Below are 21,675 nucleotides of genomic sequence, written 5' to 3'. Positions count from 1 at the left end.
CAGGACCGTTTCATTTGTGAAAGCCTCTCAAAACGGTCTTGATACCGCCTGTTAAGACCGTTTCACTTGTGGAAGCTCCTCGAAACGGTCTTGATACAGCCTGTCAAGACCATTTCAGTGGTGAAAGCCTTTCAAAACGGTCTTGGTACTGCCTGTCAGGACCGTTTCAGTTGAATAAGCTCCCCAAAACGGTCTTAATATCGCCTGTCAGGACCGTTTCACTTTGAAAGCCTCTCAAAACCGTCTTGATGACCCGGCGTCCTTCATGTTGTAACCTCTTTTTCTCTTGGTGAAGACACTTTTAACCTGCAAGTTTACTTGAAAGTGTCTTCATATACTTGATGAAGACCGTTTCAACAGGGAAACCGCTTCAAATGTGTCTTCATACCTTCGATGAAGACAGTTTCAACAGGGAAACCGCTTCAAATGTGTCTTCATATCTTCGATGAAGACAGTTTCAACGGGGAAGCCGCTCCGAACGTGTCTTCATAACTTAGATGGATGCAGTTATAACTTGTAAGTCTGCTTGAAACTATCTTCATTTTCTGGAGGAACCCGTTGTTTCCATTCAGTTTGCCGCTTTTGCCCGGATAATTAGGAACTGCGGCATTTGGAGGAGCTTTTCATAGGCATCGGGCTTCTGGGTTTTGAATGTTTCCGTTGGGATGGGCTCGATGATTTCCTTAATGGAAAAAAAGACTAGGGTGTCGTTCAAAATCTTGTGCAGCGGCCTTCTGTAGAATGGCACATTGAACACTTTCCCATCCTTTTTCCACTGGTCGATAATCAGCTCGGTTGAAAAGTAGTTGAATTCACTAAAGGTAAGGTGCCAGTCTTGTAAATAGTGGAGAGTGAGCGAACTGACCACGTAATCGAATGACTGGCTAGGGAACGGGAGCGGTTCCGCCAGGTCATGGCACAGGATTTCGGCTTTGTCGCCAACGCGCCGTTTGGCGGCATCGACCATCTCGGGGCTTAAATCAATACCCACGACCTTCGCGCCTCGATTGGCTAGCTGAAACGTATACCACCCTGCTGCGCAGCCCGCATCGAGAATTACTTTCCCTGTTAAATCCTCCGGCAAAACCGCGAGCATGGAAGGCCGTTCGTATTCGCTATTGTACAAACCGGTTGTGTCGACCGATTTTTCATAAGCGCCAGAAAGCTCATTGAAAACGTCTTTTACTTTTTCCCTCATGTGTCACCTCCATAAATGCCGTCCTGAAAGGTTTTCAGAAATTTTTCATAAGCCGCCCTGGCCTCGTCTTCCGTTGGAACAAAGTCAAAAAGCACTTGTTGTGAAAACGTTCTCCCTCCCTTAATGACCAAATCAATGTCTTGGGTATTCCGGATTGCATCTAGTGGGTTGCTGTTCAGCAGGACGAGGTCGGCCATTGCCTGTTCTTGAATGACCCCAAGTTGGGGTTTGCCCATGGCCTTTGCGGCATACAAAGTGGCGGCCTTTAAAGCCTCAATTTCCGAAAAACCAGCCTCTACAAATAACTCAAGCTCCCGGTGCAAAGCCATTCCAGGGTAAGTCCATACGCCTGCCGGTGTATCCGTACCCGCAACGACCGTTCCTCCGAGGCTGAAATAGATTTTGGCAATCGCCTTATTCAGGGTGCTTTGGATTCCGGTCCGCTTAAGTGAGTCCTCATACTGGGATATATTTTTCCATTGAGCAAGCAGGGAGTTGTTTGAAAAAGATTTGTTTTCAGGCTCCCAATGATTTTGCAGGTGATCCATTTGGTCATACAGCACCATCGTCGGGCACAGAACCACGTCAAGCTTGGCAAGCTGGGAACAAATCTCAGTTATTTTCTCCCTGTCAGGCTCCAGCCAGTTGATTGTTTCCCAAACATCCTGGTCTGACGCCATATTCCATTCCGGGTACATAGCCTGGATGATTCCGGAGGCATGTTCATTCCACTTGACGCCAATCCGGGCTGCACCAATCGCATTCACTTTCTTCGAATGGATAAGATCGCAGCTGACTTCTTTACGATGTTTTTGCGCTTCATCGACAACGGCCTCCATAACGTCTCTTGGCAGCCAGCCATACACTTTTATAAAATCGGCCCCGGCCTCAATCTGGCGGTTGACTTCCTCGCGTGCGGTGGATGGCTGGTCTATATTAATATTCCACGGGCTTGTTTCTCCCCAAAGTCCAGGTGGGCCATCGATAATCCTATCCGCGGAATATACCCTTGGGGTGGGGGCGTTTCCCGGAGCGTCGATAAGATTCTTTAATTCCAGGACATTTCCGCCGGTATTCCGGACGGCAGTCACCCCTGCGGCAACGAAGAGGGGCGCGTAGCCTTCTTTTATGTGTACGTGCATATCGATCAGCCCAGGAATGATCCACTTGCCAGCGGCATTGATAGTCGGGATTTCATTTTCATTTAAGGGCACCTGGTCGGTGGATGTGTATATTCGGGCAATCTTTTCACCCTCAATTAAAATAGAAGCTTGATAAACAGTACCGGAAACTACATCGATTATATTGCCGTTTTTTATTAATAACTTAGGCATTCCGAGAAATCACTCCAGTCATTTTATGTATATTGGCGAATGAAAAGGCTTCTGCACAGACGCGCAGAAGCCTTTGTTTACTTTTCAAAAAAGATGCATTCCTCCGTATATGAAGCCGTCCCAGCTTTATACGAGCTGTCCGCCTTGTTCCGTGGCGGCGGGAAGGATGCCGAGTTCGCGTAGTTTTTCTTCCGGTACGACGCCGTCTACCCAGCCGCGGACCTGGTAGTATTCGTCAAGCATGATGTCCATGCGGCTGACGGATCCGGCGCTGTTTCCTGTTGCGGGCTCTTCGGTGAAGCGCTTTGGCAGGAAGTCGTCCTCACGGCGGTTAAAGCCGGCGAGGTTGTTGTAATAGCGTTCAAGATTGTAAATCCGTTCCCCGGCGAGCATGACGTCCTCTGCCGTCATCGGGATGCCGGTCATTGTGCTGTACTGCTCGGCATAATGCTCGGCGTTCTCGGAGAAGGATGAAAATTTACAAATATTCATCGAGTCGGAGAAGGAGAGAAGGTCCTGGAATATTTTGAGGAGCTCGCCCTTTCCTTCAGGCTTCAGGCGGTCGGTTGGTTCCGGGATGCCTGCGATTTCCGATGCGACGGTATAGCCGCGCAGGTGGCACGCCCCACGGTTGCTTGTCGCATAGCCGAGGCCGATTCCCTGGATGCCGCGCGGGTCGTACGCCGGAATCGACTGGCCTTTGACGGACATTGACAGGTGAGGTGCTCCCCACATTGCGGATGCCCGGGCAGGGCCCTCGGCAAGGATGCCGCCGAAGCCTTCGCGGTGTGCGATTTTCCTTGTCATTTCAATCATCTTATCGGCGTCGCCCCAGTCAAGCTGCTCATCGACGATACCTCTTTCATACGCTTCCATCGTAACCGAGAAGGCGTTTCCTAGCTCGATCGTGTCGATTCCGTATTCGTTGCACGAATCAATCAGATAAGCAATCGCCTCGGAGTTGCTCAGCCCGCTGTTCGCGCCGAGCGCCCATGCGGATTCGAATTCGAAGCTTTCAACACGGGTTTTGTATTTGCCGTCCTTGACTTCGACTTCAATTTTACATGCGACAGGGCAGGCATGGCATGTATTGTTGGCAACTAGCAGGTGCTCGTTTACATACTCGCCGCTATGCAGTTCAGCCTGGTCCCAGTTGGTGAACTGGGCGTTCTTCGTCGGAAGCGCGCCGACTTCGTTGATCAGGTTTGTTAGGACGTTCGTGCCGTAAACGGACAGGCCGCCCTTGTTCGGAGCCGTTAAGCCGCCTTCAAGAATCGCTTTGACAGCTTTTTTATTGGCCTCTTTGTATTCATTTTCAAGTGCAGGCTGTGGCATATTGCCTTTTTGCGCCGCCTTGATGACGATGGCCTTCAATTTTTTATATCCTGCGACAGCGGCTGTTCCTCCTCGGCCGGCAGCACGGTCATGCTCGTTGATGAACGATGCGTAGCGGACAGTGTTTTCCCCGGCCTGGCCGATTGCCATAACGCTAAGGTCTTCCGCGCCATACCTATCCTTCATCGCTTTTACTGTCGCCCGTGTGCTCGTTCCCCATTCTGCGGAAGCATCGCGCAATTCCGCTTTGCCGTCCTCTATGTACAGATAGACGGGCTTGTCGCTTTTTCCTTTAAAAATAATGTTGTCAAAACCGGACCACTTCAGGCGCGCGGCAGTCCAGCCGCCCATATGGGAATCGGTTACCGTCCCGGTCAACGGTGACTTCGTTACAACTGCGAGGCGTCCGCTCATCGAGGAACGGGAGCCTGTCACCGGCCCGGTCATAATACAGAGAATGTTTTCCTCGGAAAGCGGTTCCACTTCAGGCCCATTGTCAAGGACATACTTGACGCCAAGGCCGCGCCCGCCGATATACTTCCGTGCATCTTCTTCATTAATGCTCCTGTACTCCACTGTTCCATTGGTCAAATCAACAATTGCTTCCCTGTTTTTGAAACCGCCAAGTTTCATTGATTCGGAGCCCCCTAACATGGATTTAATTTTAAGCAAAAAAAGGCATGTACCTGTTATATATTCTTCATCGTTCTACATATTCCTTCCTTTTTTAAAAAACAATTTATAATTTTTAGTAAATTTCGTTTCTTCTTTTATAATAGAAGAAAGACGAAACGAAGGGGAGGCTGGGAGATGGAACGATATTCACGCCAAATACTGTTTAAGCCAATTGGGGAAGAAGGGCAGAAGCGGCTGCTTGAAAGCCGGGCCGCAGTGGTCGGGATGGGGGCCCTCGGAACCGTGATCGCCAACCATCTTGTCCGCTCGGGAGTAGGATATGTCCGGCTTATTGACCGCGACTTGGTCGAGCTGTCCAATCTCCAGCGCCAGACGCTTTACACCGAGGACGACGCGCTTAAAAATCTTCCTAAGGCAGTTGCTGCCGCTGAGAGGCTAAGGGCTGTTAACTCGGAAATTACCATTGACCCGGTCATTGCCGACTTAAACCTAGATAACGCGGAGGAACTTTTGATGGGGTTTGATGTTATCGTTGATGGCACCGACAACTTTTCAGCGAGGTACCTAGTAAACGATATTGCCGTTAAATTCGGGATTCCATGGGTTTATGGCGGCGCGGTCAGCTCGCGCGGCATGTTCGCTGTTATTAAACCAGGAAAGACGCCGTGCTACCGGTGCCTGTTCCCGGACGCGCAGGCTGGGCTTGGCGAGACGTGCGACACGATTGGCGTCCTATCACCTGTTACCGAAATCATTGGTTCGTTCGAAGCGATGGAGGCACTTAAGATTTTAGTCGGAGCCGAGCACAACCCGAATCTCGAGCAAATCGACATTTGGTACAACTCGAATATGCAAATGGACATTTCCAAAGGAAGGAATCCGGATTGCCCATGTTGCGGGCAACGTCAGTTCGAGTTCCTCGACCGTTCCTCCGACCGGCAAGTCGCGTTCACAGCGCTATGCGGGCGCGATACCGTCCAGATCAATCCGCGGAAAAAGAACCCGGTCGAACTGGAAAAATTGGCGGGCGTACTCCGTGAAGCAGGCATTGTTACCGCGGCGAACCCATTTTTGCTGAAATTTTTGCCCGATGAACGCATCACCATGGTGTTCTTCAAGGACGGACGCGTTCTGGTGCACGGCACAAACGACCTAGCCGAGGCAAAATCGTATTTTGCCAGGTACGCAGGAGCTTAGGGCAAGCCATTTTATAGGGTATTTGCCTAGTAAATCCGGGTGTTTTGAGCAGAAGTGTGCACGGTATTTAATGAAATAGCCGAAAAGGAGGGGGTGCACCCTCCTTTTTGCGTTTACAAAGACTAAAAGCTTCGAAGCAACGTGTATCAGCTTTTGCGGTCGGTTTATCAGCATTCGAACGGAGTTTATCAGTAAACAAAGTCGGTTTATCAGTAAACGAATGGGGTTTATCAGCAAACGCAACTATTTTATCATTAAAGAACCAACGGGGTTTATCAGTAAACGAACGGGGTTTATCAGCAAACGCAACTATTTTATCAGTAAACGAACGTGGTTTATCAGCAAACGTAACTATTTTATCAGTAAACGAACGTGGTTTATCAGCAAACGTAACTATTTTATCAGTAAACGAACGTGGTTTATCAGCAAACGCAACCATTTTATCATTAAAGAACGAACGGGGTTTATTAGTAAACGAAGTCGGTTTATCAGTAAACGAACGGGTTTTATCAGCAAACGTAACTATTTTATCAGTAAACGAACGTGGTTTATCAGTAAACGCAACCATTTTATCAGTAAACGAAGTCGGTTTATCAATATTCGCGGTATTTACTCCTTCGTCCCGCGTAGCGACCACCGGAATCCCCTTCGAGAGACATGGTGCCTGGGCTAGGGGATGTTTTTTAAACAAAAGGAGAAGGGTATAGATAAATGGAAGTGAATTTTGCTGCGGCTGACTTGGGGAGAGCGTATGCTAAAACGGAGAGTTGAGTTTATATTTGTGATTGTTCTGACCATATCTTTGTATATGGTGTTTTTTACAAGGGTGGGACCTTTATGGAAGCTTGGGTTCAGCCTGTTGTATGCCGGGATTATTTTAGTGAGCGTGTTTTCGCTTATACTTGAAAATCGATCGGCGCAGCATACGCTGGTGTGGATTTATGTGCTGGTGTTCATTCCGCTGCTTGGGTATATTTTTTACCTGTATTCGGGCCAGCTTTATTTGAAGGGCTATTTGTTTAAGTCAAAGCGGCAGCTGAACCGGGACCAGTGGGAGAGGATGATGCGGTCGGAGGTTACGCCGGATTTGACTTTCCTCGTCGGCAGCCAGGAGAATTTCGCGCGGTTTGCCGGTAAGGCCGCGAAGACGCCGATTAGCACGGCATCACGTTCGGTTGTTTTAAAAAATGGAAAAGAGACGTTTGGGGAACTAAAGGATTGGCTGCGGAAAGCGGAGTCCTATATCCATATTGAATATTATATTTTCCGTTCGGACCGGCTGGGAAAGGAAATTATCGATATTCTCATTGACAAGGCTCGGTCCGGGGTCGAGGTACGGTTCATTTTCGATGCGGCCGGGAGCATGACGCTGTCAGTGGCTGACCTGAAGGCAATGGGAGAGGCGGGTATTCAGGCAATCCCCTTTTCGCCGCTGAAGTTCGGGTTCTTCAACCAAAAATTCAATTTCCGGAACCACCGGAAAATTGTAATTATCGATGGAAAAGTCGGTTTTGTCGGGGGCCTGAATGTGGGTGTTGAGTATTTGGGTGAGGATGAAAATATTGGCTATTGGCGCGATACCCATTTGATGCTAACGGGTGAAGCGGTTTACACGCTGCATACGATTTTCCTGCTTGATTGGGAGTATGTTAGCGGGGAAAAGGTGTTGAATGAATTTCCAATCGAGAGACACCCGATTGAAGTTAAGGAGTTGGACGGCGCGATTCAGGTAGTCGCGAGCGGACCTGATACGCAGCAAGGAATCATGAGCGATTTTTATTATGCGATGATGGCTGCGGCCAACCATTCAATCTGGATTGCGACCCCTTATTTCGTCCCGGACGAGTCGATTCGGACCGCGCTCAGGGTTGCCGCGGCGAAAGGGCTTGAGGTCAGGATTTTGGTGCCGGAAATCAATGACAGCTTCCTGACGCAGTATGCGACAAGGTCCTATTTTCCGGAGCTGCTCCGCAGTGGCGCTGAGGTTTATTCGTATAAAAAAGGTTTTCTCCATCAGAAAGTGATCATTGTCGACGGGAACCTTGCCTCGATCGGGACGGCGAATATGGACATGCGGAGCTTCCACCTGAATTTCGAGGTGAACGTGTTCCTATACGGGACAAGTTCGATCCGCGACCTTGTTGCCCATTTTGAAGGGGATATGAAGGAAAGCGAGAAAATTGGCGCTGTCGACTTTTACAAGCGCGGGTTGTGGAACCGGATGAAAGAATCATTCGCTCGTTTGTTCTCGGGGGTTCTATAGAGTGTTCTGGCCAGGATAGTGAAAGCTCATCCATCAGGGGATAACCCTTTGTTTGCTTGGACATTTTTCCAAGAAGGGTTAAAATAAATTGATGATCAATCGGACCTTTAGGGATAGTTGTCTTTGGTGCATGTCGGTGCAGCAACGTACTTGATTTCGTTCGCACTCGAATCGGAACACATTACATCGGCTAGGGTTTACTGTCCCTGAAGAGTGAGGAAAGTGTAATTTTGGCTAGGAGGGATTGCTTTGAGTATGCAGGAACGTATTATCGCGGAATTGAATGTGAAGCCGGAAATCGACCCGAAGGAGGAAATTAAGAAGCGGGTCGGCTTTTTGAAGGAGTATTGCAAAAAGGCTAGGGCGAAGGGGTTCGTGCTCGGGATTAGCGGCGGCCAGGATTCGACGCTGGCGGGACGGCTCGCGCAGCTTGCGGCCGAGGAGCTTCGCGAGGAGGGCTACACTGCCAAGTTCATTGCCGTACGCCTTCCTTATGGAATTCAGAAGGATGAAGACGATGCGCAGCTAGCGCTTGATTTTATTAAGGCGGATGAGGAGTTTACCTTTAACATTAAGGATGCCGTCGATGCGGTGAAGGCGGAGTACGAGCGAGCCGGGGAGGGCCAGGTGCTCGCTGACTTCCAAAAAGGGAACGTGAAGGCGCGGATGCGGATGATTGCGCAGTATGCATATGCGGGCATGAACGGATTGCTTGTTATCGGAACGGATCACGCGGCCGAGGCGGTTACTGGATTTTTCACAAAGTATGGCGATGGGGGAGCGGATGTGTTCCCGCTGACTGGCTTGAATAAGCGGCAGGGCCGTGCGCTGATGAAGGAACTCGGCGCGGTCGAGAGGCTGTATTTGAAGGAGCCGACTGCCGATTTGCTTGACAATGTGCCGCTGCAGTCGGACGAGACTGAGCTCGGGATTTCGTACGATGTCATCGATGATTATCTGGAAGGCAAGCAGATTTCCGAAGAGAACGCCAAGAAAATCGAGCAGCGCTTCATCATTTCAGAGCATAAGCGGCATATGCCGGCCAATCCGTATAGTGAATGGTGGAAGAAGTAAATTTTAGTTAAGGTGCTGCTTGGTTTATTAGCTCGCAAATATGGATTACTGGAACACAGTCCTTTTTTATTAGGGCTGTGTTTTTTACATGGGGAAGGGGGCTGAGGCTTGGTTTAAGGCCTATGCCGTTCCAGGTTTCTTTGAACTTTCACAGATTCGAATTCGGCGAACGTTTATAATTGAAGAAGATATTTTGTCCAGAGTGAGGTGCGGGATGAGAAAGAAAAGTTGGAGTTTGGGGCTGTTGTTTCTGTTAGTGGCTGCAGGCCTTTTTTTTGTAAAAGAGTATACGATGCTGCTTGATTTTAAAAGTTCGGCGGAAACAGTCAACAAAACGTACGAGTTCGAAAAGGATTTTTCGGATACGAAAAAGCTTGTTGAAGGAGTCGACCTGATTTTCATTGGTGAGGTCCTTGAGGAAAAAGGTCGCGGTTCGCATGCGGGAAACCCCGCCACTTTTTTTGAGGTGCGTGTCACGCAAAATATAAAGGGAGCCTTGCTTGGCGGTATTACAGTCATCCAGGGCGGCGGGTATTACAAGGAAGGCGGCAAGCTTTATTTGCTGAAATACGAAAATGACGAACTTTTGAGAAAGGGACAAATGTATTTATTTGCCGTCCAAGAGATTGGTGACGGCATGTATTGGTCGATGCCGAAATACGGCCATACCGCCATTCATACTGAGGAACAGAAGTACGATCTGATTGACGGAATCCGTGGGGTGCTTGGGGAGTAATTTGCAGACGAAATATGGTTTGGGAATCAGGCTCGGCCCAAAGAGCCCCATCCCCTTCACCCGAAGGTCGTCAAGCCACAAAGTGTTACGTGAATTTTCATAAATCTGCTATATTCACCACCGCCAAAGCCCCTTGATTGCTTTTATAATGGAGAAAATTGGCTTGAAAGGGGGGAGTCAGGTGAAGAACACGATGACGGAAGGGCGTTTTCTTGCATGGGTGGCCGGGGCAATCATCACTCTTATGGGCATCCATGTTTTTCACCCGCAGCTAGTTCAGGTGTACAACCCGGTGAACTATGTATCGTTCCACGCGCTGCTTGAGTTTTTCAGTATTATGATTTCGTTCGTAATTGTCTTGTATAGCTGGAGGGTGCTAGGCCAGAATCGGTCAGTAAGGCTGCTGCTCATCCTCTTCATTTTTTCCACAGTGGGAATGGTCGACCTCCTCCACACGGTGACCTTTAAAGGTATGCCCTACTTTCTGACAGAGAGCTCCGTGGCGAAAGCAACTTGTTTCTGGATTGTTGCGCGGATGGTCGAGGCTATCCTGATGCTGGTAGTGATGCTGATGCCGGACAAGCTCGTGAGGAGGGATTTTCGGAAGCCTGTTCTAAGCGCCGCAATCATGCTCGGACTGGCAATCATGGCAATTGTTTTCATCTTTGAAAAGAGCCTTCCCGTCCTTGTTATCGAAGGGCAAGGGACGACTCCTCTTAAAAATGGCCTTGAGTACTTCATCAGCTTCCTGCATTTTCTGTCACTCGTCGTCTGCCTGCACCATTATTATCTTGAAAAATGCACGACACACCTTAATCTCGCGCTCGCCTTTACACTACTGTTTCTGTCGGAGATGATCTTCACTGTTTACCAAAGCGTGTTCGACCTCGACAATTTTACTGGACACATCTTCAAAGTGCTCGGCTATTATTTCATCTTAAAAGGCGTTTTCCTTCTCCTGAAGAAAAAGGAACCGGTTCCGGAAGAAAATGCCGTTGTAAAGCTAGCCCCGGGGGCCGTCTTCTCTTTTACGAAAAAAGAAGGGCGATTAATGTTCACCTATATGGAGGGCGGCCTACTCCGCGAGAATGGGCTCAAGCCGTCCGCAATCACTGGCACCGACGTTGAAGACCTGCTGCCTCCAATGGAAGGCGATGCACTCGACTACTGCCACGAATGCTGGGAAACCGGCACCAAACAGACATTTTTGGCCAATTTTAACAAACGTCATTTTGCCATTTCCCTCGTGCCAATCGCAAAAGGCGGGAAGGTCGAAGAAATTACGGGAACAGCCGTCGATGTTTCCAATTTTGTCCATTACGGAGCCCGTGAAAGGCCGCAACCGGCTGTTGCTAGGAAAGGGAAAGCCTTGAAAACACTATAATTGACGGTCTTTTGGAAAATTGGCCACCCGGGCCGGGCGTTGCGTGGGACAGGTTGACAAACATCCTGCGAGGCTTTATCCTAGGTAAGGCTAAAAAACATCACATAATCCAATTATATAGATTCCTCATCAGCGAGATGAGGTAGAGGTCGCGGGTATTAGGAGTAATTCGGAAGAGGGGCAGGCACCCCGGGGAGGCCGGATGAAAGGAATAACCGCCGAAGCGCCGCAGGTCACTGACTGCGTCAGCTGGGACTGTATCCGAATAGGTGCAGGACTGCCATGGGAAACCATGGTGAACTATCCCGTTTTGTCTGATGCGGCACGAATACACTCCGTATCAGGGGTGTTTTTTTTGTGCCTATTTTTGGAGTATGGGTACGTTCCCCGCTTCTTTTTAGACAGTGAAGAGAGGAGACATGATAGATGAATAAACAAGGGAAACTTGGTTTATGGATATTGACGGCACTTGTCGTTGGAAATATGGTTGGATCAGGCATTTTCATGCTGCCGCGCTCGCTTTCTGAGGCGGCAAGCCCTGCAGGCGTGATGATGGCGTGGGGGTTGACCGGCTTTGGGGTTATGATGACGGTCCTTGTGTTCGGAAACCTTGCGATTCGCAAGCCGGAGCTAAAGGGCGGGCCGCAAATATATGCGAAGGAATTGTTCAGGCCCGGCACTCAGGCTTCAAGGCTGTCAGGCTTTATGGCGACTTGGGGCTATTGGGTTGGGAACCTTGCCGGGAATATTGCGATTATCACAACATTCGCGGGCTACCTGTCAACGTTCTTCCCGATTTTGACGAGCCAGGCGGAATGGTTTTCGATTGGCGGATTAACCGTGAAGGTCGGCAACGGATTGACGTTTATCGTCTGCACGGTGATGCTTTGGTCAACCCATGCCATCATTCTGCGCGGAATCGAGAACGCCGGAAAGCTGAATTTCGCCGCCACCGCTGCGAAGGTTATTGGTTTCGTTTTGTTCATTATTGTTGGTTTATTCGCATTCAGTAAAACAAACATCCTGCCGCTCACCGCTCCGCGGGTCGACGGTAGCGGCCAGACAATCGGTTTGCTTGGCCAGGTGAATTCAGCCGCCATGTCTACACTTTGGGCATTCATCGGCGTTGAATCCGCTGTTGTCTTTGCGTCAAGGGCGAAAAAACAAATCGATGTAAAACGGGCTTCCATCCTGGGTTTGCTCATCGCGCTCGCGCTTTACATCGGTATCTCCATCCTTGTCATGGGCATGCTCAGCCAGGGAGAACTCATTGCTTCCGACAAGCCGCTTATTGACGCGATTACCAAGGTGCTCGGACCGGCTGGTGGCCAGGCGCTCGCTGCAATCGGCTTGATCAGCCTCGTCGGCTCGACTCTTGGCTGGGTCATGCTGAGCGCGGAAATCCCGTTCCAGGCTGCAAAGCAAGGGCTTTTCCTGCCGTGGTTCCTAAAGGAAAACAAAAAAGGCATTCCGGTCCGTTCGATGATCATTACAAACGGACTTGGCCAGCTGTTCATTTTCTCGACGATTTCGAACTCCATTTCGAAGGCGTTCGGTTTCGTTATTTTCATTGCGACCTTGTCGTATCTCGTTCCTTATTTCATCGCTTCGCTATACCAGCTTAAGCTAGTTGTGACTGGGGAGACATACTTGGGGGACAAATCGCGTGCGACCGATGGAATCATTGCCGCGGTATCGACCATTTATTCAACTTGGGTCATCATCGGCGGGACAGCCGACCTGAAGACATTCACCTTTGGGATGCTTCTCATTGCAAGTGGTATTTTCTTTTACGGGCCGCTCTGGAGGGCGAATGTGGGAAACAGGTCTGTTAAAAAGAGACCTGCGGTTTAAGGTTAGCTTTAGTTGCTCAAGTTCCATTGAAAGATGGGCTTATCTTGGCTCAATGAACAATAGCTTAGCGAGGTAGTTTCTACCCTGTGCCGCAAAAAGATTTATAGAAAACAACTTAACCGCTTGGGGTTCCCAGGCGGTTTTTCTGAGTCCACCATTATTCTTTTATCGGGTATACCGTAATTCGTGGCCAAATACCCTTCCAGTTTTTTTGTTTCATCCGGTTCTCGTAAATAGGGGCAAGCTCAGGATTTTGGAGAAAATGCGCTGTTGGCCTTACCTCCAAATTGAGGACATCTGCAAGCCCGCACGGTGCACAAAGGATGACTCTGTTTTCATCGTCAAGCTTCAGGCCTAAGGCTGTCGCTGTTTCCGGGAATTTTGACAGTGCGTCCTCTGACGATAAGTAGGGCGGAAGGTGGTTGACGAGATGCATCCTTGCTTCATTTTTTACAGACCAGGGAATGCCAGGGAGAATCCCTTTTAATCTTTCCTCTAGCATTTTCTCTCTACTTTCATCAAGGGCCGCTTTATCAAAATAAATTACGTCTACGTCCGGCATCGGGGTCCTTTCTGAAAACCCATGCAAAGTGTCCCAGATTTTCGAACGGACGAACCCGGCACAAACCCACCAATCCGGTAAATCCAGTGACTTTGCCGCAAGTAAGATGTCCATCATCCATTTATCCCGCTCGACCACTTGAATGATATCTTTTTCGGTACGAATAACCATTACGGGCCTCTCCTTTTTTTAAATCCTATAAAGTTTATAGTACAGGAAATAACTGAGGTAGGGAGTAGATTTTATATAAAGTTTCTGCCTGCTCGGCCCGGGTGGCCAATTTTCAAAAAGGCGTCTTTAGAAGGAATTCGGACAGCTTTCCAACATATCCCTCAAGAAAACGATTAATCTGTAAAAGGCAGGGTAAAATATACAGAAATTAATCTTTGACATGGCTGGCGTTCCTGTAATATGATGTTTAATGTTGACCAAACCAATAAGAATTAGGGGGTATTGATTTTGAGGAAGTTATCGATTCTGTTTGCGCTCATGCTAAGCCTTGTGCTGGTGGTTGCTGCGTGCGGTACGAACGACAAAAATAATGCTAATAACAATACGAATAATGAAGAAAAGAAGACTGGTGGAAATGATGTCCTTTCCAAGGTGAAGGATGAAGGGAAACTTGTTGTCGGTACGGAAGGTACATACCCTCCGTTCACGTTCCACGATGATAAGGGCAAGCTGACCGGCTTTGACGTTGAGATTGCCGAGGAGGTCGGAAAGCGTCTTGGCGTGGAGGTTGAATTCCTTGAGACGCAGTGGGATGCGATTTTCGCTGGACTTGATGCGAAGCGCTTTGATATGATTGCCAACCAGGTCGGTATCCGTCCGGACCGCCAGGAGAAGTATCTGTTCTCGGAGCCATATATCACGTCTGCAGCGGTGCTGATTGCGCGTGAAGACAATGACAAAGTGACCAAGTTTGAAGACATCAAGGGCTTGAAGTCTGCTCAGTCGATGACAAGCAACTATGCTGATATCGCTAGGAAATACGGCGCGGAAATTGTTGGCGTTGAGGGCTTCAACCAGGCGGTCGAGCTTTTGAACTCGAAGCGGGTGGATGTAACGGTCAATGACAAGATTGCGTTCCTTGATTTTAAAAAGAACCGTCCTGAGGCGAAAGTGAAAGTAGTGGCGACTTCGGATGATGCTTCAAAGAGCGGCCTGATGTTCCGCAAGGACAGCCAGCCGCTAGTGGATGAAGTGAACAAGGCTCTTAAAGAAATGATTGACGACGGCACGTACGACGAAATCTCAAAGAAATGGTTTGGTGAGAATGTACTTAAGTAGTATTTTCACAGACCCTGCCCGGATGGACAGGTTAGTGACAATTGCGAAAAATTCCTTCCAGCCTTTGCTGGAAGGACTTATTGCCAATACCATTCCGTTGACGCTTATTTCTTTTGCGTTGGGGCTGATTTTGGCCATCCTGACTGCACTGGCGCGGATTTCCCAAGTGAAGGTGCTTCGGGGCATCGCGCGCTTCTATGTGTCCGCGATCCGCGGCACGCCGCTGTTGGTACAACTGTTTATCCTGTTCTATGGGCTGCCGACAATTGGAGTTGTCATCGATCCGTTCCCGGCGGCGGTTATCGGTTTTTCGCTTAGTGTGGGAGCGTATGCTTCGGAAATCATCCGTGCCGCGATCCTGTCAATTCCAAAGGGGCAGTGGGAAGCGGGTTATTCGATCGGGATGACCTATCCGCAGCTTTTGAAAAGAGTTATTTTGCCACAGGCGGCGAGGGTATCGGTTCCGCCATTGTCGAACTCGTTCATCAGCCTTGTAAAAGACACGTCACTTGCGGCGATGATTCTCGTGACTGAAATGTTCCGCCGCGCGCAGGAGATTGCGTCGACGAACTATGAGTTTTTGCTGCTTTACCTGGAAGCAGCCCTGCTTTACTGGGTTGTCTGTTTTATCCTTTCCATCTTCCAGGGCAAGCTGGAAGCAAGGTTTGACCGGTATGTTAAATAGATGGGAAGGGGGAACTGTTAAATGAGTACTGAAAATGGAACGGTTGGCCTTCAAGGTGCCGGTGTTTTTTCCGATGGCGGTGACGGGGCGCCAATGGTTTCGATTAATGGTTTATATAAGCAGTTTGGCGATCTGGAGGTTTTGAAGGGTATTGACCTGGAAGTCGGGAAGGGGAAGGTGGTCGTTGTCATCGGCCCGTCCGGCTCGGGTAAAACAACGCTTCTCCGCTGCCTCAATGTCCTTGAGACGCCAACAAAGGGAAGAATCTCGATTGCGGGGCAAACGCTTGATTTCTCGGGTGGCGTGCCGAAGAAGGATATTGCTTCGTTCAGGCGCCTGACCGGGATGGTGTTCCAAAGCTACAATCTTTTCCCGCATATGACGGCTCTCGGGAATGTGATGGAAGGGCCGGTTACTGTTAAAGGCGAGAACAGGGAGAATGCCAGGCAAAAAGCCGCGATGCTTCTGCAGAAGGTTGGCCTTGGCGATAAGCTCGATTATTACCCGCATCAGCTTTCAGGCGGGCAGCAGCAGCGGGTCGGCATTGCCCGGGCGCTTGCAATGGAACCCGCAGTCATGTTGTTTGACGAGCCGACATCCGCATTGGATCCCGAACTCGTCGGGGAAGTATTGAAGGTTATGAAGGATTTGGCGAACGAGGGGATGACCATGGTCGTCGTCACCCACGAGATGCGTTTCGCACGCGAAGCCGCCAATGAAGTAATCTTCATGGACAAAGGCGTCGTCGTCGAGCGCGATCACCCCGAAACCTTCTTTACCAACCCGAAACACGAACGAACGAGGCAATTCCTTAACCTTATCCGGCCCGAATAGTGGTTTGGGCCAGCTGGCTCGAAGATTTTAAATTAACAGTCCGATTTTTGCGATCGGGCTGTTTTTTTGTGTGATTTTAGGGAATTTTAGCCTTTTCCTTATGATTTGAGCGATATCCACGTCCAAAGATAGCGGCAGGCGCTTGAATTTGAAGGAGATAACTATGGTGGGGCCCAATCCGGGGGCTTTTTTTACAAAAAAGTCGTCTATAACGATGTTGGCTTGGCTTTATCTTGATTAATTCACCCCATTTCTCAAAGAATTCACCCCATATTTTCATTTATTCGCCCTGTTTTTATGATGATTCGCCTTTATCTCAATATTCCAAAAATATTTCCCAACTTTTGAACCTGGAATTTTTCGTTGTTTTTACCAAATTAATGGAAAGCGATGATAAAATAGTAGAAAAAGGATAGAAAGGAGGGGCGTGGTGGTGAGGTGGAAGAAGCTTTCGCTTACCATTATTGCTTTTCTAGCGAGCATTTCCTTGATCATCGTTATTGCGGCGCACCATTATAACATCATAGATGGGGATTATGATAAACTGACGATTACAAAAATGGATAAAACGGTTGTGATTATTACGAATAAAACGGTAATCGAGGAAATCATTGACCGGATCAATGACAGCCCTAGGAGTTTTCTGCGGAAGACGGGATTCACCTACGATTATCTGCCTTACGGATTCCTGATTTTTGAAAATGAAGAGGAAAAGGTGGAGCATGCCTTTTATATATTTAAAGGAAACATTGTAATCGGCTATTGGGACATTGATACGAAATTCGAGTTCGCGAAGGATTTGGAATAAATATTTTAAAAAGAAGTTCTGTCGGGAAAGGCAATTCACCTGAAAAAAGCTTGAGGCATCCTCAAGCTTTTTCGAATAAAATTGCAGCTGGCCAATAGAAATAGACAGCCTTTCGTTAGAAAAACGCCAGGTTTACTTATGATAATTCCGCCTTTTGAGTTTGTCGGTCAGGTAAGTCGGCTTTTTTGAAACCGCAATTAATGAAGCGACGAAGGAGATGCCCAGTACTGTTGGCACGACCCATGCCAAATGGTCGATAGGTTCCATTGCGTTGCACTCCCCTCGAATGTATTCGTTTGTGTTAAATTACCTATACCCTATTTGTGAATGGGGCAAACGGCATAGAGCTTTACCAAATAGTATAAAAATTTTTACAATTATTGCAGAAATTGAAACTTTACCTGTCAATCGCCGTATACCTTACTGTAAAATAAAAGGGAAGACATTAAACGGGGGTGATTACAATGGAAACAATTAATGGCATCCCAATAGAAACGATTTACCTGTACAGCCTGATCATAGCCGGTGCGTTGACGTTGATTTACGTGCTGTTTAGCGATCTGCTGTCAGGCTTGTTGGACAGTCTTGATTTTTTTAATCCCGTCCTTTTATTTTCATTTATTACCTTTTTGTCGGCCGGCGGCTTTATTTTGGAAAAAGTGACAGCTCTTTCGTCGCTGGTGATTCTCTTGGTTTCCGCGGGAATTTCCGGAATCCTCGTAACCTTGCTGAATGTATTCGTCCTTGTTCCGCTTTCCAAGGCGGAGGCGTCGCTTTCCTATAACGATTCCGATTTGCGGGGCCGGATTGGAAAAGTGATTACGTCCATACCAGTGAACGGGTACGGCGAGGTGATGATTGACAGCATTAGCGGAAGGATTGCGAAGCCCGCTTCAAGCTATGACGGCACCGAAATCGGTTCCGGCAAAGATGTCCTCGTTGTCGATACGGCCAACGGAGTACTTCAAGTCGCGGTAAAAGAAAAACTAGAACAAGAGTGGATTTAGGAGGAGATTGAATGATTGATTTGACGTTGATTGCAGTAGGTGTAGCGGTATTTATCGTGATAGCGCTTTTGGCTGTATTCGTAACAAAATATAAGACGGCTGGGCCGGATGAGGCGCTGATTGTGACAGGCAGTATGCTTGGCAACAAAAACGTCCATGTGGATGAGTCAGGCAATAAAATCAAGATTATTCGTGGCGGCGGTACGTTTATCCTGCCGGTATTCCAGCAGTCCCAACCGCTGAGCCTTTTGTCGAGCAAGCTTGAGGTTACGACTCCGGAAGTTTATACCGAGCAAGGTGTACCAGTAATGGCCGACGGCGTTGCGATTATAAAAATCGGCGGCTCGATTTCCGAAATCGCGACAGCTGCAGAGCAGTTCCTTGGCAAAGCGACATCGGACCGCGAGAACGAAGCGAAGGAAGTCCTTGAAGGGCATCTCCGTTCCATTCTCGGTTCGATGACTGTTGAAGAGATTTATAAAAATCGTGACAAGTTCTCACAGGAAGTCCAGCGTGTCGCTTCCCAGGACCTTGCAAAAATGGGTCTCGTGATTGTTTCATTCACAATTAAAGATGTTCGTGATAAAAACGGCTACCTTGACTCGCTTGGTAAACCGCGAATCGCTCAGGTTAAGCGAGATGCCGATATCGCAACAGCCGAGGCTGAAATGGAAACACGCGTCAAAAGGGCTGAGGCCGCGAAGGAAGCGAAACGAGCCGAGCTTGAGCGTGCAACTGAAATCGCTGAAGCTGAAAAGATCAACCAGCTGAAGGTCGCTGAATTCCGCGCCGAGCAGGACAGCGCGAAAGCCCGTGCCGACCAGGCGTACGACCTAGAAACAGCACGCGCCAAGCAGCAGGTAACCGAGCAGGAAATGCAAATTAAGATTATCGAGCGCCAGAAGCAAATCGAGCTTGAAGAAAAAGAAATCCTCCGCCGTGAGCGCCAGTACGATTCTGAAGTTAAGAAGAAGGCAGACGCAGACCGTTACTCGGTCGAGCAGTCCGCGGCTGCTGAAAAAGCGAAGCAAATGGCTGAAGCCGAAGCGAACAAATACCGGATTGAAGCGATGGCGAAAGCGGAAGCCGAGCGCATCCGCCTCGACGGTCTTGCAAAGGCTGACGCTGTAAGGGCACAGGGTGAATCCGATGCGGAAATCATCCGCCTGAAAGGTCTTGCCGAAGCGGAAGCGAAGCAAAAGATTGCAGAAGCGTTCGAACAGTTCGGCCAGGCAGCCGTTATGGATATGATCATGAAGATGCTTCCTGAGTATGCGAAGCAGGTTGCCGCTCCACTTGCCAACATCGACAAGATTTCCATCGTTGATACTGGCGGCGGCGGTGCGAACAGCGGTGCGAACCGCGTGACAGGCTATGCGACCAACCTGATGGCCGGCCTTCAGGAAACCTTGAAAGCATCCAGCGGCATCGATTTGAAGGAACTGATTGAAAGCTATGCCGGTAAAAACAGCCTTCGCCAAAATATAATCGAGCATGCTGCCAAGGAAGAGAGCCAAAAGGAACCTGTTAAAATGTAAGTGCATATAATAGAAAATCGAAAAGCCATTCCAGTTAGCTGGAGTGGCTTTTCTTTAGGGCACCTAGTTTTCTATACGATGATTTCAAATTCAGTTCCATTTCCTTGTTTGCTTTTGGCGGTGATGGTGCCGCCGTGGGCTTCGATGAGTTGCTTGGCGATGGCGAGGCCGAGGCCGCTGCCGCCGAGTGCGCGGGTCCGGGATTTATCCACGCGGTAGAAGCGTTCAAAAATCCTTGGCACATCTTGTTCGGGAATGCCCCACCCTGTGTCGCGGACTATTATCCTAACGCGTCCACCATCCAGGGGAGCCGCTTCCAGGGTGACGGAGCTTCCCGAATCGGAATACTTGCGGGCGTTGTCCAAAAGGTTGACGATAACCTGCTCAAAGCGCGTAGGATCCAGCCTTGCGCGCAACCCCATCGGGCAATCGAGAAGGAGGTTGATTTGCCGTTCCCTGAACGCGGGGGCCACTTTTTCCAAAAGGGCCTTGAAAAAGGGGTTTAGTTCTACGTCCATTTTCTCGACGGAAAAAGTGTTTTCGTCGATTTTGGCAAGGTCGAACAGTTCTTTGATGAGCTTGGCGAGTTTGCCGGACTCTTCGTGTATGATTGACAGATAGTTGTCGCGTTCTGCCGTTGAAATGTCGGGACGCCTGGCGATTTCGGCATAGCCTTTGATATAGGTGAGCGGAGTGCGGAGCTCGTGTGAAATGCTCGCGAGAAAATCGTTGCGCTCGGTTTTCAAAAGCGCGAGGTCGCGTGCGAGGATTTCGATCGATTGGCCAAGCTCGCCTACTTCATCCTTGGACAGTTTTGGCAAGGTAACCGAGAAGTCACCTTTGCTGATGCGCTTTGTTGCTTCGTTCATCCTGACAAGCGGCAGTGTGAGAACGCGGGAAAGGAACGCGACGGCACCGATCATGAACAGGAGCGCGAGCAGGCCGGCAATAAGGAAATGTTGGTTCATGTCAGCGATGAGCTCCTTTAGCTTGCCGGTATCCTGGAACATGTAAATATAGCCTATCCCGCCGCCATCCATCCTGACGGGGGAAACGGACGTAATGAACGGCTTGTTTTTCCAGTCGTCTTCAAGGATCATGCCTTGGCGGGGAACATCGTCTGGCCTAAGTCCCATCGTTGTTTTCATGGCAGGGGTGACGGTGTTTGACGACATGAGGATGGTGCCGTACGTGTCGGTCAGGACGACCATTGTGTCTGTCCGCGATTCCATAAGGGCGATATGGCGGATCGTTTCTTCATGAAAGCTCCCCTCGAGAATTTCACGATGGTTGTTGCCTCGTGTCTTCAAGGCGGAAAGTTCATCATCTACCCGTGAGTGGATGATGTTGCTATGGAGGAACACCATCAGAACGATTTGAAGCAGGAAAATGGCCGCAAAAAAGACGAGGCCAATTTTGAAGGAAAGTTTGTTCATAGGAACATTGCCTCCGATGCGCAAAGTTAAGATTATGAAGTACAAAGAATTCCAATAAGGCAAGAGCTTTTTTTTGAAAAATAACATCCAATCGCCATAAAGGCTTTTGTCAATTGCGGAAAAAGTGGAGTGGGAGATAAATTTAGAATACATCATTTTGGGGGAATTTTGGCAAAAAAAAGTGGGCCCTGCGTCGCAGGCACCCGTATTATAAAAGGGAGGTTAATTAAGGGTAAAGCCAGATAGTTAAAACAAAAAAACTTGGTAAAACAGATGTTTAGTCAGTGTTGCGTATTTGAGCAATCTGATTTGCCTTGTCAGCTTCGGCTTCGTGCTGTCATGGCCCCACCATGCGGCATTCGGCTTATTTCCTTACGGCATTTCAGGATCGATTCCTGAATTTTGGGTTTTTCAGGGGCTTTTCGTCCCCTTCTTTACCACATCTTCATAATAAAAAAAGGGAATGTAGATGGTATGAAGAAGTTGTGTGGTTTTTGTGAAGAT

Annotated in this window: 19 protein-coding genes and 1 riboswitch; of the genes, 13 read left to right on the top strand and 6 right to left on the bottom strand. The window is 48.8% G+C overall.

The window, feature by feature from the left end:
• Window positions 1-568 precede the first annotated feature (568 nt).
• From RB160_RS07290 to RB160_RS07280, 3 genes are all read right to left on the bottom strand, one after another.
• Entirely contained in the window at window positions 569-1,198 is a 630-nt protein-coding gene (locus RB160_RS07290; protein WP_316569565.1) for a class I SAM-dependent methyltransferase, read from the bottom strand.
• Window positions 1,195-2,532 (bottom strand): amidohydrolase family protein, encoded by a 1,338-nt coding sequence (locus RB160_RS07285; protein WP_316569564.1) that lies wholly within the window; start codon window positions 2,530-2,532, stop codon window positions 1,195-1,197. Before RB160_RS07285 ends, RB160_RS07290 begins: the two co-directional genes overlap by 4 nt.
• Before the next feature lie 126 nt (window positions 2,533-2,658).
• Window positions 2,659-4,500 (bottom strand): aldehyde ferredoxin oxidoreductase family protein, encoded by a 1,842-nt coding sequence (locus tag RB160_RS07280; RefSeq protein ID WP_316569563.1) that lies wholly within the window; start codon window positions 4,498-4,500, stop codon window positions 2,659-2,661.
• Window positions 4,501-4,677: 177 nt separating this feature from the next.
• Between RB160_RS07280 and RB160_RS07275 the strand changes: the two genes are divergently transcribed.
• The 7 genes from RB160_RS07275 to RB160_RS07245 all read left to right on the top strand — a co-directional run bounded on the left by RB160_RS07275 (window position 4,678) and on the right by RB160_RS07245 (window position 13,011).
• A complete protein-coding gene (locus RB160_RS07275; RefSeq protein WP_316569562.1) occupies window positions 4,678-5,700 on the top strand; it encodes a ThiF family adenylyltransferase in 1,023 nt (340 codons plus the stop codon).
• Window positions 5,701-5,807: 107 nt separating this feature from the next.
• Window positions 5,808-6,407 carry a hypothetical protein gene (locus tag RB160_RS07270; RefSeq protein ID WP_316569561.1) on the top strand — a complete coding sequence of 200 codons (600 nt, stop codon included), beginning with the start codon at window positions 5,808-5,810 and terminating at the stop codon, window positions 6,405-6,407.
• A 44-nt stretch (window positions 6,408-6,451) separates the two neighbouring features.
• Window positions 6,452-7,963, top strand: a complete 1,512-nt coding sequence (cls, locus tag RB160_RS07265) for a cardiolipin synthase (protein WP_316569560.1) — start codon at window positions 6,452-6,454, stop codon at window positions 7,961-7,963.
• A gap of 249 nt (window positions 7,964-8,212) precedes the next feature.
• On the top strand, window positions 8,213-9,037 hold the full coding sequence (gene nadE, locus RB160_RS07260) for an ammonia-dependent NAD(+) synthetase (protein ID WP_316569559.1): 825 nt from the start codon (window positions 8,213-8,215) through the stop codon (window positions 9,035-9,037).
• Window positions 9,038-9,251: 214 nt separating this feature from the next.
• Entirely contained in the window at window positions 9,252-9,773 is a 522-nt protein-coding gene (locus RB160_RS07255; protein WP_316569558.1) for a hypothetical protein, read from the top strand.
• A gap of 181 nt (window positions 9,774-9,954) precedes the next feature.
• Complete coding sequence (locus RB160_RS07250; RefSeq protein WP_316569557.1) at window positions 9,955-11,157, top strand: membrane-associated sensor domain-containing protein; 1,203 nt, start codon at window positions 9,955-9,957, stop codon at window positions 11,155-11,157.
• Between the two features lie 135 nt (window positions 11,158-11,292).
• A riboswitch (Lysine riboswitch) is annotated at window positions 11,293-11,468 on the top strand.
• Between the two features lie 115 nt (window positions 11,469-11,583).
• Window positions 11,584-13,011 (top strand): amino acid permease, encoded by a 1,428-nt coding sequence (locus RB160_RS07245; RefSeq protein ID WP_316569556.1) that lies wholly within the window; start codon window positions 11,584-11,586, stop codon window positions 13,009-13,011.
• A 157-nt stretch (window positions 13,012-13,168) separates the two neighbouring features.
• Here RB160_RS07245 and RB160_RS07240 read toward each other — a convergent pair whose 3' ends face one another.
• Window positions 13,169-13,744 carry a nucleotidyltransferase family protein gene (locus tag RB160_RS07240; protein WP_316569555.1) on the bottom strand — a complete coding sequence of 192 codons (576 nt, stop codon included), beginning with the start codon at window positions 13,742-13,744 and terminating at the stop codon, window positions 13,169-13,171.
• A gap of 288 nt (window positions 13,745-14,032) precedes the next feature.
• Between RB160_RS07240 and RB160_RS07235 the strand changes: the two genes are divergently transcribed.
• From RB160_RS07235 to RB160_RS07220, 4 genes are all read left to right on the top strand, one after another.
• A complete protein-coding gene (locus tag RB160_RS07235) occupies window positions 14,033-14,863 on the top strand; it encodes an amino acid ABC transporter substrate-binding protein (RefSeq protein ID WP_316569554.1) in 831 nt (276 codons plus the stop codon).
• The gene (locus RB160_RS07230) at window positions 14,850-15,548 is read left to right on the top strand and encodes an amino acid ABC transporter permease (RefSeq protein ID WP_316569553.1); all 699 of its coding nucleotides are present in this window, start codon (window positions 14,850-14,852) and stop codon (window positions 15,546-15,548) included. Before RB160_RS07235 ends, RB160_RS07230 begins: the two co-directional genes overlap by 14 nt.
• 93 nt (window positions 15,549-15,641) lie before the next feature.
• Window positions 15,642-16,382, top strand: a complete 741-nt coding sequence (locus tag RB160_RS07225) for an amino acid ABC transporter ATP-binding protein (RefSeq protein ID WP_316569608.1) — start codon at window positions 15,642-15,644, stop codon at window positions 16,380-16,382.
• A gap of 430 nt (window positions 16,383-16,812) precedes the next feature.
• Window positions 16,813-17,190: a hypothetical protein gene (locus RB160_RS07220; RefSeq protein ID WP_316569552.1), complete on the top strand. Its 378-nt coding sequence runs from the start codon at window positions 16,813-16,815 to the stop codon at window positions 17,188-17,190.
• A gap of 132 nt (window positions 17,191-17,322) precedes the next feature.
• Here RB160_RS07220 and RB160_RS07215 read toward each other — a convergent pair whose 3' ends face one another.
• Window positions 17,323-17,457 carry a hypothetical protein gene (locus RB160_RS07215; RefSeq protein ID WP_316569551.1) on the bottom strand — a complete coding sequence of 45 codons (135 nt, stop codon included), beginning with the start codon at window positions 17,455-17,457 and terminating at the stop codon, window positions 17,323-17,325.
• 197 nt (window positions 17,458-17,654) lie between these two features.
• Between RB160_RS07215 and RB160_RS07210 the strand changes: the two genes are divergently transcribed.
• Complete coding sequence (locus RB160_RS07210; protein ID WP_316569550.1) at window positions 17,655-18,197, top strand: NfeD family membrane protein; 543 nt, start codon at window positions 17,655-17,657, stop codon at window positions 18,195-18,197.
• Window positions 18,198-18,208: 11 nt separating this feature from the next.
• Entirely contained in the window at window positions 18,209-19,735 is a 1,527-nt protein-coding gene (locus tag RB160_RS07205; protein ID WP_316569549.1) for a flotillin lipid rafts scaffold protein FloT, read from the top strand.
• Between the two features lie 71 nt (window positions 19,736-19,806).
• Here the strand turns inward: RB160_RS07205 and RB160_RS07200 are convergent, their stop codons facing one another.
• Window positions 19,807-21,171 carry a sensor histidine kinase gene (locus tag RB160_RS07200; protein WP_316569548.1) on the bottom strand — a complete coding sequence of 455 codons (1,365 nt, stop codon included), beginning with the start codon at window positions 21,169-21,171 and terminating at the stop codon, window positions 19,807-19,809.
• Window positions 21,172-21,675 lie beyond the last annotated feature (504 nt).

The organism is Neobacillus sp. YIM B06451 (assembly GCF_032667185.1).
In the GTDB taxonomy this organism is placed as follows: Bacteria; Bacillota; Bacilli; order Bacillales; family Cytobacillaceae; genus Bacillus_D.
This window is presented reverse-complemented; position numbering and strand designations above follow the sequence as displayed.